At 43.7% G+C, this 12146-nt stretch carries 8 protein-coding genes; 4 read left to right on the top strand and 4 right to left on the bottom strand.

Annotation, left to right across the window (positions count from 1 at the left end):
• Positions 1-97: 97 nt before the first annotated feature.
• Together ACVBIL_RS06975 and ACVBIL_RS06970 are read right to left on the bottom strand one after the other, a co-directional pair.
• Positions 98-1354: a diguanylate cyclase gene (locus tag ACVBIL_RS06975; protein WP_447166256.1), complete on the bottom strand. Its 1257-nt coding sequence runs from the start codon at positions 1352-1354 to the stop codon at positions 98-100.
• 198 nt (positions 1355-1552) lie between these two features.
• Entirely contained in the window at positions 1553-2794 is a 1242-nt protein-coding gene (locus ACVBIL_RS06970) for an RDD family protein (RefSeq protein WP_447166255.1), read from the bottom strand.
• Positions 2795-3023: 229 nt separating this feature from the next.
• Between ACVBIL_RS06970 and cysK the strand changes: the two genes are divergently transcribed.
• Positions 3024-3992: a cysteine synthase A gene (gene cysK, locus ACVBIL_RS06965; protein ID WP_447166254.1), complete on the top strand. Its 969-nt coding sequence runs from the start codon at positions 3024-3026 to the stop codon at positions 3990-3992.
• A gap of 58 nt (positions 3993-4050) precedes the next feature.
• Here cysK and ACVBIL_RS06960 read toward each other — a convergent pair whose 3' ends face one another.
• Complete coding sequence (locus ACVBIL_RS06960; protein ID WP_447166253.1) at positions 4051-4716, bottom strand: TetR/AcrR family transcriptional regulator; 666 nt, start codon at positions 4714-4716, stop codon at positions 4051-4053.
• Positions 4717-4887: 171 nt separating this feature from the next.
• Between ACVBIL_RS06960 and ACVBIL_RS06955 the strand changes: the two genes are divergently transcribed.
• From ACVBIL_RS06955 to ACVBIL_RS06945, 3 genes are all read left to right on the top strand, one after another.
• Entirely contained in the window at positions 4888-5961 is a 1074-nt protein-coding gene (locus ACVBIL_RS06955) for a methyltransferase (protein ID WP_447166252.1), read from the top strand.
• A gap of 266 nt (positions 5962-6227) precedes the next feature.
• The gene (locus ACVBIL_RS06950; RefSeq protein WP_447166251.1) at positions 6228-7214 is read left to right on the top strand and encodes a TDT family transporter; all 987 of its coding nucleotides are present in this window, start codon (positions 6228-6230) and stop codon (positions 7212-7214) included.
• Between the two features lie 519 nt (positions 7215-7733).
• Positions 7734-10445 (top strand): TonB-dependent receptor domain-containing protein, encoded by a 2712-nt coding sequence (locus tag ACVBIL_RS06945; RefSeq protein WP_447166250.1) that lies wholly within the window; start codon positions 7734-7736, stop codon positions 10443-10445.
• Between the two features lie 111 nt (positions 10446-10556).
• On the opposite strand, the gene yfcC is transcribed toward ACVBIL_RS06945, so the two are convergent.
• Positions 10557-12137, bottom strand: a complete 1581-nt coding sequence (yfcC, locus tag ACVBIL_RS06940; protein ID WP_447166249.1) for a putative basic amino acid antiporter YfcC — start codon at positions 12135-12137, stop codon at positions 10557-10559.
• Between the last annotated feature and the right edge of the window lie 9 nt (positions 12138-12146).

Genomic DNA, 12146 nt, shown 5'->3' with positions numbered 1-12146 from the left:
TGTTTATTGTTTATTCATCAGCTTTGGACTTAACTTACCAGCATTGAGCCTCTTGGCTGCTTTTTGTGGGTTGCCATTAAGCTATAACAGCTCACTTTCAGCAATACGCCCCCTCTACACTACGAACTAAGTTACGCCCTGCACTCTTAGCTTCATACAAGCCCGTATCCGCCCGATTTAGCAACTCATCAACGGTTTCTTCATCAGCAAATTCAGCCACTCCGGTGCTGACTGTAATCGTTAATGGCCCCTTTGAGGTTGCTATCGGCGTGATCTCAAGTTGCATGCGGAATCTATCGAGTAAAGCGTAAGCTTTTTCGACATTAAGACCTTTAAATCCCACCACAAATTCTTCGCCGCCAATTCGTGCCACGGTAAAGTGCTGCGAAAATGACTGCTTTAACCTCGAGGAAAACTCGATTAACACCTCATCTCCCACATCATGGCCGTAGGTATCGTTGACCTTTTTGAAAAAATCGATATCCAGTAATGCCAACGATAATGAACCTTGTTTTTGAGAAACCAAAGCTAACTTTTCTTGATAGAAATTAAAGAAGTAGCGCCGATTAAACACGTTGGTAAGATAATCGAGATTCGCTTGTTCCCACAGTTTAGTGACCATATCTAACGAGTCCAGTGTCGTTAACACTCGGCAATGAAACTCTTCATGTACGAACGGTTTTTGTAAGAAGTCGTTAGCACCATTTTTAATAAAACGTGCAGATAAGCTTTCGTCACTGTCGCTAGACAGACCGATAATCGCAAGCTCTTCACGGCTCAGTCGCTCTCGCACCTTAATGATGAGGCCAAAGCCGTCAAGCCTTGGCATATTATAATCTGTGATAAGCAGGCTGATGTCAGGGTTATCATTAAGGGTCTCCAGTGCAGAAACACCGTCGTCAGCCTCGATAACCTGAAATAGATGCTGCTCTAACAGGCTACGAATAAACTTACGGCTGACGACCGAGTCATCGGCAACCAGCACTTTGACATTTTGATTTCGGCGTAATCGCTTAACCAGCTTAGCGGTATATTCATAGCTAAAGCGATTTTCTTTAAATACATAATCCACAATACCAAGTTGCAATAAGCGTCCGCGTTGCTCGGCGTCCCAGCTACCCGTTAATACAATACAAGGGATCTGCTTTGCCAGAACAAATTTAACGATCTCGCCTTCTTGCGCGTCTGGAAGATTTAAATCTGTAATTGCAACAAAGTACTCATTCTGCGCTAACAGCTCTTTGGCTCTAGCCATATCAGGGGCAACGTCCACCTCACAACACAATTCTTGAGTCAGTAGGTGCCGCATAACCCTAGAAACCACTAGGCTATCTTCAACCAATAATATCCGCAAACTTGCTCTCCTTCTTCCCATACTCCTTATCATGCTAAGTTAACAAACTGTAACCGACGCGACATCGGTCAATTCGTTTGACTGAATATGTTAGGTCTACATAATAAAATGGGAATGATTACGCCGTCGCATAATTTTCCTATGCGCTTCTTATGGCGGCAAGCTTAACCAATGTTGATAAAAAACGGTATCATTATGTCAAATATTTGCACCATCTTGTACGCTTAGATTAACGGAGGAGTTATCAATAGGTGAGTGTTCCTGTGCCGCTTCATGTTTAGTCTTACGCACATCAATCACTACGGTTGCTGATATTTTATCTTGTATTGCCTGTCTATTCGCATCCCAGTAAATTTGAAAGAAACCCAATAAACCGGTAGTAAACCCCGCTGCGTAGCCACCATAACGACCAAATGCATCCCAGAGTGAAATTTTAGTACCATCGAGTTGAATAACACGGATCCCAAACAGCTTTTTACCTAAGGTTTGTCCATCAAACCAAGCAGTAAATACCGTAAAGTAAAAAGCTGCCCAACCAAAACCTAGCCCGAGATCGTTTAATAAACCGTTGAACCATGCAAGTGGGCTAGTTGACGAAGTGTCATCTTCCGTGGGCTCGTCGCCAAGCTGCACGGTTTGCTTTTCTAACGCTTGTGATGTTTCTGCAAGTGTTTCAAGCCTCTCTTCCAAGCCCATTTCAGACATAAAATCTTGCTCGAACGTATCACCAGAGGCGGTGATGTTTTCGGCCGCTTCAGAGAGAGGAGTTATTTCCGCGTTTATATCGGCACTCGTTTTCAGTTCTGTTGGTCGCAATACCGGTTTACCTGTCGCCTGCTGTTGAGATAACAGCTGCTTCTGCGTTGCGGTAAGCGGTAACTCTGCGACTAAGCCATCGATTATTTGTGTCTGCTTTGCAGCAGAAAGACTAGACTTTGCAAACGCCTGTTGCAATTTAATCAGGCTTTTTTCTGCACAAGAATAATCAGAGCACTGGCTCACAGCAATAATCGCGGGGCCATAATTTAGTAACCCAGCCAGATTTTCAAGATTTACGTCAATCTCTTCAGGTTGAAGTACGACCTCATTGTTAGCGATAGAGTTACCCAATCGAGGGGGCTCAACCTTAGACTCGTAGAAATAACTCGCAAGCGCCGAAATCAAAGCAAGCAGCATCAGAATGTACAGCCCCCACTTAAGTAACTTTCCCACCTTTTTACTCTGCTTTTGGATAAACAGCGTGCCAAGCACCAATAAGACAAAGATCCAGCCTGCACTGTCGGCTAATACTGCAACTAAGAGGCCATCAATCAACATGGCTAAGCCACGCTTAAGCGGGCTGGCCAGCGGTAAATATAAAATATTAGGCGCCACATCAAAGGCAAAGGGGGTTACCCAGGTCTTAGGGTCATCATGTTTGCTTATTTGTTGTTGATTCATCAATATCCTCATTAGCCTGAATAATCTTGTCCTAAATGCTTAATTTAACTGGCGGAATCATCCACAAGAAACACAATGTTAACATCGTGTTATGCATTTACCCTCTGACATTTACGAATAACAGCAATCGCTTTAATAACTAAATGGAATAACGAAGAACAAACTATCACTTCTATTACCGCCAAAGGCTATTATGATTTAGCTGTGCATATAAAGGAGCAAGCAATCCATGAGCAAAATTTTTGAAGATAATTCACAAACAATTGGTAACACCCCTCTTGTCCGTCTAAACCGTGTCAGCAATGGTAGAGTACTTGCCAAGATAGAAGCTCGTAATCCAAGCTTTAGCGTTAAGTGCCGTATCGGTGCCAATATGATTTGGGATGCTGAGAAAAAAGGTCTTTTGACTCAAGAGCACGAGCTTATTGAGCCAACCTCAGGCAATACAGGTATCGCTCTGGCTTATGTTGCCGCCGCTCGCGGATACAAATTGACGCTAACTATGCCAAACACGATGAGTTTAGAGCGTAGAAAACTACTTAAAGCACTTGGCGCTAACCTTGTTCTTACTGAAGGCGCTAAAGGCATGAAAGGCGCGATTGATAAGGCTGAAGAAATTCGCCAATCTGATCCAGAAAGATATGTGTTATTGCAGCAGTTTAATAACCCTGCCAATCCAGAAATCCATGAGAAAACAACGGGCCCAGAGATCTGGAACGACACCGATGGTGAAGTCGATGTTGTTGTTGCCGGTGTAGGTACCGGTGGCACCATTACCGGTGTTAGCCGTTACATTAAGAACACTCAAGGCAAGGCGATTACTTCTGTTGCGGTCGAGCCTGTTGATTCACCTGTTATTGCGCAGACGCTTGCGGGCCAAACTGTTCAGCCTGGACCACACAAAATTCAAGGTATTGGCGCTGGCTTCATCCCTGGCAACTTAGACCTTACTCTTATTGATCGCGTTGAAGCTGTCACAAATGAAGAGTCTATTGAAATGGCTCAACGTCTGATGAAAGAGGAAGGCATTTTAGTCGGTATTTCATCGGGTGCTGCCGTTGTTGCTGCAAATCGTATCGCAGCATTACCTGAGTTTGAAGGCAAAAACATCGTGGTTATTTTACCTTCAGCAGCAGAACGTTACTTATCTTCAGCGCTATTCCAAGGCCAGTTTAGCGACGCAGAAAACGTACAGTAAACATTAGTTTGTTACCAAGAAACCCAAGCATTAGCTTGGGTTTTTTATTGCTTTGACTTTATATCGCTTTGACTATGTGACTCACGGTCGAACGAATAATCTCCAGCATCTGTTCCTCATCGATTTCAAAACGAATAAGATACTGATACTCCAATAATTTAATAATCGCTAAAATTTGATAGGCATCCGCGTTAGCTGAACTTGATCCCATGCCGGTAAAAAAATGTTTGATACTCTCTAGAAAGGTTTCATCTAATGCTATGATAGCCGCCGCCAGTTGTGGATGACGTAACGCCTCTTCATGAAATGCTACCTCAAGAACTCTATCGTCTCTATGAGCTAACTGCTCTTTAATATGCTCACAGATAAATAGACTTAGGTTTTCAATAATAAACACCTTCATCTGCGACTCATCAGCCGTTTCTTGCTCCAGCTTGACACTCTCGACCAAGGCGTAACTTTTCTGCTCTAAGGCCTTATTCATCCACAAGGTTTTTTCAGCAAAATACGTTAACGAATCACTGATAAGATCTTTTATATCATCAAAATAATAGGTGGTTGACGATAAAGGGACATTGGCTTCACTGGCCACAGCCCGATGACGAACTCCACGGATCCCCTCTTTTACAATTAAGCGCAATGTTGCTTCTAAAATGTCAATCCGCCTTGCCTGGCCGTCGCTGCGATTTGATTGTCGACCAACATAGGTCAAAGGTACGAGCATATCTGCCTCCTTCAATCGATAAATACGCTGGAGTTCCCTATTAAACTCGCTGCTAATGTCTTGAAACACTCAGCTAACTGCTGAAGTCAGATCAAGTTCAAACAATAAACAAACTGTAACATGTAAAATTTAGCTTCACGAATATTGTCGAAGCTTATGTTGGTTTAACTTATGTCTTTTTATCGCTCTGCGCTTTCTATTAGCGCTTTTGACGCAAAATTTGAAGCTCAAAAAATTGCTTTTGCTCCTATCAGCTTTCAAGTTGCTCGCTGCCTGTTAAAATTTAACTTATTACAATTCATCTCTGAAAGTGGAGAAAAAGGGATTGGTTTACATAACTTAGCCCTACAGTCAGAGTTATCTGAATATGCCGTAGGGGTATTGGTCGACATGGGTCTCAGCATGGGACTACTTTATCTTAATGAAGACGCGTATGTTTTAGATAAAATTGGCCACTTTTTACTGCACGATGATATGGCAAAAACCAATTTAAACTTTACCCATGATGTGTGCTACCAAGGTTTATTTGAACTTGAAGCCTCATTAATCGAGGGTAAGCCTAAAGGATTAACCTCTCTTGGTGATTGGCCAACGATTTATCCAGGTTTAAGCCAGCTACCCGATCAAATTAAGAAAAGCTGGTTTGAGTTTGACCACTACTACTCAGACCATGCCTTTGAATCACTGCTGCCGTTAATTTTTCAAGCAAAACCAAAACACATCGTCGATGTCGGTGGTAATACAGGAAAGTGGGCATTAGCCTGCACAGGGTATGACAGTCAAGTTCAGATCACCATTATGGACTTACCTGGTCAGTTAAAAGTCGCAATGGATAACGCCTTGAAGGCTGGTGTATCTGAGCGAGTGGCTGCCTATGTCACCGATCTACTCGATGAAAACAAACCTTTTTGTGAAAATGGCGATCTGTATTGGATGAGTCAATTTTTAGATTGTTTTTCCGAAACTGAAATTCTGAGTATCTTAAAGCGGGCAGCCTCAGTGATGAAGCCTGGTAGTGAACTGTGTATCTTAGAAACCTTCTGGGATCGCCAGCCATTTGAAGCCGGTGCCTATTGTGTCAACGCCACCTCACTCTATTTTACCGCAATCGCCAATGGCAATAGCCGCATGTACCACAGTAAAACCTTACTAAAGCTCATTGGCCAAGCAGGGCTTTTTGTTGATGAAGATATTGACAATATCGGCCTTGGCCACACCTTGTTACGTTGCAAGCTGAAGCCATAGACAAGAAATATCCATTAAAGGCTTTCACCTAGAGCCTTTAATGGGTTATGCCAACCTTATTATCCATCTGAGAAATTCTCGCCTTTTATTATTTGCTATTCTAGGCGAATTGATGAGTAAAACGTTATTTACAACCTAGAAGTGGTATGCCGGAGCCGACAATAGCAGATTAAATAAAATTGAACCAAAGCTTAATGCCATTTCAATTTTAATTATTTTATTACCACTATAAAATACGTTCATAAGATTGATTGCAGGAAAATAAAATGAACACAACAAGTAACAAACTACGACACCGAGTAGCACGTTTACCTAGCCCTATGGCAGGCCTTGCACTGGCTATCGCCAGTTTAGGCTGGGCATGGGAAAGCATGATGCCAAGTTTGGGTGGCCAAGCTCAATTGGTAGGTGCTTTGATAGCGTCCGTAATGCTGCTGATGTTAGTCGCCAAGTTTGTGCTTCATCCAAAGGTACTAATTGAAGAATTGACTCATCCAGTCATTGGCAGCGTGATCCCTACCTTTGCTATGGGCTTAATGGTGGTTTCTGCGGCCATTGGACAATTCGATCATGCCGTTGCAGTCACGATATGGTTATTAGCAATTGCCATTCATATCGTGTTTCTAACCATGTTCGTTTATTTCCGCGCTATCGATTTTAAACTCGAGCATATGCTGCCGAGCTGGTTTGTGCCACCTATCGGAATTATTGTCGCTGCGGTCTCTTTTCCCCATGGTTCAGAAATGCAGTATCAATGGTTGGCAGATGCCATCCTTACTTTTGGCATGGTAAGTTATCTAGTGATGCTACCGGTAATGCTCTATCGTCTGATTTTCTGTGAACCTATTGCGGATGCGGCTAAACCTACCATCGCTATTTTGGCGGCACCGGCTAGCCTGTCGTTAGCGGGTTACCTAACCATTTCAAGTCAGCCATCACTGATTATTGTCGGTGTATTGTTAACACTTGCTTTGTTAATGACGAGCGTCATTTACTTGGCTTTCTTTCACTTACTTAGATTGCCATTTTCGCCAGGTTACGCCGCATTCACTTTCCCGATGGTGATTGGTGCAACGGCCTTATTCAAAACCGTTAACTGGTTAGTCTCAACATATGGCGCTAGTACAACTTCATTTGAGCTGCTGATCACCGCTAAAGTTGAGCTTATCGTAGCCACGCTGGTAGTCGCTTATGTTGCGATAAAATATCTTGCTCATTACAAATCGAGCATTTTAGCTAAAACGACAATTTAAAAAACTTGATGTAAATGAGTCAGTTTAAATTTCAGTTAATCCGCGACTAAACTTCTCAAAACAATATCGCAACACTTCAGCATTGAATCAAGCTCAAACCTTAAATGTGATCACCTTCACAATTAAGGTTTTTTGCACATAAGAACACCACACACTCTACTCACCTGTATACAAAACCAAAGCCACACCAAAACCACACCAAAACAACACCAAGCCACAAACAAAGCAGAAACATAACGACTACAAACAACCACCGAAAGCAACCGCTCAGCAACAATCAACAGTCGAATACTCACCATTAAACCACTCGAGTTACTACAAGGATAACCAGATGTTAACAATGGGTAAATTAAAGCCATCGATTCAGAAAAGACACCTGTAAATAGCATGTTGCTACCGTTGCGCACTTGCGGTTACATTCAGCGCAAGGAACTTCTTCATTGATGAATTTGCAACATCTTAAGAAGCAGAACCTAAACACAACATATAACTATTATAAGTTCCAAGGGAGTAAACAATATGAAGCGTAACTCAAGATTGGCCAAAGCCATTCGCTTTGCGTTAGCAACAGGCGCAGCAACTGCCGCGCTGAGCTCGCCAGTAGTTCTTGCAGCCGTTGATGATGAAAATGTAGAACGCATTCAGGTGACAGGTTCTCGTATTCAGCGAAGCGACATGGAAACAGCAACACCTGTTACAGTATTAAGTGCCGACGAGATGGCTAATCAAGGCTTTACTAGCATTCAAGAAGCCTTAGAAAGCTTAACTTCATCTACAGGTGCTATGACCACTCAATCGGTTCATGGCTTCACGCCAGCTGCGTCATCTATTAGCCTTCGCGGCGCTGGTGCAAACCGCACATTGACACTGATCAATGGCAAAAGATTAAACCAATATCCAAAACCTGCTGGCGGCACTGATAACTTTGTTGATACAGCAAACCTGCCGATGGAAGCGGTGCAGCGTATTGAGATCTTACAATCAGGCGGTTCAGCGATTTATGGTGCCGATGCCGTTGGTGGTGTAATCAATATTATCTTGAAAAAAGACTTTGAAGGTGTTGCAGTTAAGTACCGTCACGGTGATACCACCAATGGTGGCGGTGGCAGCGATCGTGTCGCGCTATCAATAGGTGCATCGTCTGATAGAGGCAACGTTTCTAGCTTTATCGAATTTACTGACAATGAGTCACTAAAAGCGACAGATAGAGAGAACTTTGGTCTACATACAGACAAAGTCCCTCACAGCCCATACTCTCAATACAGCTCATACGGTGCAAGAATCGCAGGTAGCGGTGATGGTGCACGCCAATTAACGGCTGAAGAATGTACTGCAGGCGGTTTCTTATGGGATTCAGCTCGCAATATCTGTGGTTTTGACCGCTCTCAATGGCGCGACTTACAACCTGAAAGCACACGTTTTATCAGCTCAACGATCTTTAACTATGAACTTGCAGATGACGTAAGTTTTGTCGGTCGTTTAGATTTTGCAGAAGCAAAATCAGTAACGAATATCGAACCATCTGCAATCGATGATTACGATATTGCCGTTGATGGCGATCAATTAACCGTTAGCTACGGTCAAGTTGGTGCAGATAACTACCTAAGCAAAGTATTTGACGATAAGTCAAGTGCGCTAAATGGTGACTTTGCCAATGCTGAAGATGGTGATTACTACTATGCTCGCCGTCTACATGAGCTAGGTAATCGCACATCAGAAACCAAGACCCGTAACTACTTCTTCACCGCCGGTCTTGAAGGCATGATTGCTGATGAATATAGCTGGGATGCATCCGTTAACTACGGCCGTACCAGTGTTGATGTCTTTGGTAACGGTAACGCGACTGTAGCTGGCATGTTCAACTATATTACAGCTGGCGAGAATGGTAATTCACTTCTAGAAAATATGTCCGCTGAAGATGCTGAAAAAGCCTCTTACAGCTCTTTTGAGCGCGCTCAGTCTACGCAAAAGAACATTCAAGCTAACATCACAGGTGCCCTATTTGATATGGACGCTGGCGAGGTGATGTTTGCATACGGTGCTGAATACACCATTCAAGACTACTCAACAGACTCAGATTCAGAGTCTAAAAATGGCAACATTCTAGGTAAGGGTGGTTCATCTGGCGCTGGTGAACGTAAAAACTGGGCAACTTATGCAGAACTAAGCATTCCAGTATTAGACGTTTTAACAATCGATGCAGCGCTTCGTTACGACCATTACGACAACTTTGGTGGCAATCTTTCACCACAAATCGCCGTCGAATATCGTCCACTAAGAGAGCTATTGGTACGTGGTTCTTGGAGCTCAGTATTCCGTGCTCCAGATATGCACCGTGTATATGGTGACCCAACCAACGGCTTTAACACGGTAATCGACTTTAAACAGTGTCAAGCTATGGGCGGAACACCGGGTACGAGTTACCCAGATGAAAACCTAAATGCAATCTGTAATGAGCTACATATCGATACCACTACGGGTGCGAACCAAGACTTAGAAGCTGAAACAGGCTACACAGCAAATCTTGGTGCGGTATGGGGCGGTGATTCATTCAACGCCTCGTTCGATCTTTGGCAGTGGAAACTGGACGACATGGTAAGTGATATCAGTGCTTCACAAGCCGCTCGTGAATATGAGCTGTATGAAGACATGATCACCCGTGACGATAAAGGTACCATTACTCATATCAATGCAACAGCGCAAAACTTGGCGTACCAAGAAGTACGTGGTTTTGACTTAACTGCGGGATATAACTGGGATCTAAACAACTTTGGTGAGCTAAAGCTTAACTTTAGCGGTACCTATATCTTAAACTCTGAGTACCAGCTAAGCCAGAGCGACCCTATTGAAGACGATATCGAAAACGGTGGTCTGCCACAGTACCGTGCAAACCTAGTACTTGGCTATTTCATTGAAGACTTCGAGGCGACACTTGGCGCTTACCACACAGCGCGCATGCATGGCTCACAATATAAGTCATTCAAACAAGCTGCTGAAGCCGCTGGTGACGTATTTATTGAAGAAGATCATGAAGTTGCTTCTCAAACAAAGTGGAACCTAACAACGGGTTACACTATCTCTGATTCAATTAAAGTGAAAGCCGGTATCGTTAACTTGTTTGATGCAGGTCCTAACTTCGACCCAACGGCAACATCATGGCCACACTACCCACGTAGCATATACAATGCACGCGGTCGAGAGTGGTTTGTTGAAGGCGAAGTGAAGTTCTAAATAAGCACTTATTTAAGCGCTAACTATCGCTTTACGCACACTAAAACGGCATCCTAGGATGCCGTTTTTTATTAGATAATTGAATCTTCAACGCTTAATGGTTACTTTTCCCTAACTAAATCCCATGTAGTGCGCCACTATCACTATCACGCTCGACACCGTAAATAACGCCAGCATAAAGCGCCAAATAAACTTAAGCCACTGGCCCCAATCGACTCGGCATACACCCAATGTCGCCATCAAGGTGGCTGAAGTTGGCACCAGTACGTTAGTAAAACCATCACCTAGTTGGAACGCCAATACCGCGACTTGGCGCGTGACCCCAACGAGATCTGCAAGCGGCGCCATAAGTGGCATGGTGAGCGCAGCCTGACCCGACCCCGAGGTCACAAAGAAGTTAAACACCGATTGAAACACAAACATAAACCAAGCTGACATCACACTCGGCAACTGACCAATAAACTCTCCTGCTGCACTTAAAATGGTATTGAGTACACTAGGTGTCTTAGCATCGCCACCGCCAAGCAGCAGTAAAATACCGGAAGCACAGCCTACTAACACAGCGGGTTCAAGCATAGTGGCTGCGCCCTGTTTAAAGCTTGTCGCTACAGTATTGACGTTCATATTATTTAATTTGAACACGATACCAATCACACCGACGACAATACCCATGGTAAAAAATTGACTGGCGATTTCAGGGATAAACCATGCCTTTGCTATCACCCCCCAAATGATCCACGCTACTGTCACGACTATGCTTGATAACACTAATATGTCACCAAGATTAAAGCGGCTATCTAAATTGGCCTGCTTTTGGTTTTCTCTAAAATACTGGTCACTTTGGTAACTAAACGAGTGCTCAGGTTTGGCTTTTACTTTTGCACCATAACGCATGGTGAAGATTACACCCATCAAGGTAAAACCTGTCCACATAACAAAGCGCATGCCAGAGCCCGATAATACTGGCACGCCAGCAATTCCTTGAGCTATTGCAACGCTAAACGGGTTCATCCAAGATGCGGCAAAGCCAATCTGAGTTGCCACATAGGTGACCATTACTGTGGTAATGCCGTCGTAGCCTAGACGGATCATTAATGGGCAGATAATAATGGCAAAGGCAATCGCCTCCTCTCCCATACCAAATACGGCGCCGCCAAGTGAAAACAGGATAAATATAACGGGAATAAATAGCCCCTCTTTACCGCGCGTGGCATCAATCAACTTCAAGATCCCGTTATCAATCGTGCCCGTTGCCATCACAATGCCAAAGGCACCACCGATAACAAGCATAAACATAATAACGCCAATGGCACTGCCCCACTTGGAGCCAGACACTAAACCCTCAAAAGCAAAGTTGAAGAAACCAACGCCACCATGCCCTTCAAATAGTGCGACAGGTTGGAGAATAGGCTCTCCGCGCTCATCCACTTCATAGACGAAAGAGTTGGGGTCAATAACACTTCGGCTCTTTTCTACACCATCGACGACATAGCTGACATCTTGAGTTTGAAATGAGCCAATAGGCACGAGGTAGGTCAAAATCGCAGCAGCAATAGCAACAAAAAAGATAATCACCAAGGTATCTGGCATTTGCCATGCTTTACTAGAATGAGATGTGTGATGTGATGATTGAACAGCTTCGTGGCTAACCACATGATTAGCTGAAGTATTAGATGTGTTAACAGGGTTCATTATGCCACC

This window comes from Shewanella sp. 125m-7 (assembly GCF_052977045.1).
This window is presented reverse-complemented; position numbering and strand designations above follow the sequence as displayed.

Excerpts from the sequence above, each read along its gene's own strand:
- ACVBIL_RS06970 (WP_447166255.1), bottom strand. The coding sequence starts at position 2,794 with ATGAATCAACAACAAATAAGCAAACATGATGACCCTAAGACCTGGGTA.
- cysK (WP_447166254.1), top strand. The coding sequence starts at position 3,024 with ATGAGCAAAATTTTTGAAGATAATTCACAAACAATTGGTAACACCCCT.
- ACVBIL_RS06960 (WP_447166253.1), bottom strand. The coding sequence starts at position 4,716 with ATGCTCGTACCTTTGACCTATGTTGGTCGACAATCAAATCGCAGCGAC.
- ACVBIL_RS06955 (WP_447166252.1), top strand. The coding sequence starts at position 4,888 with ATGTCTTTTTATCGCTCTGCGCTTTCTATTAGCGCTTTTGACGCAAAA.
- ACVBIL_RS06950 (WP_447166251.1), top strand. The coding sequence starts at position 6,228 with ATGAACACAACAAGTAACAAACTACGACACCGAGTAGCACGTTTACCT.
- ACVBIL_RS06945 (WP_447166250.1), top strand. The coding sequence starts at position 7,734 with ATGAAGCGTAACTCAAGATTGGCCAAAGCCATTCGCTTTGCGTTAGCA.
- yfcC (WP_447166249.1), bottom strand. The coding sequence starts at position 12,137 with ATGAACCCTGTTAACACATCTAATACTTCAGCTAATCATGTGGTTAGC.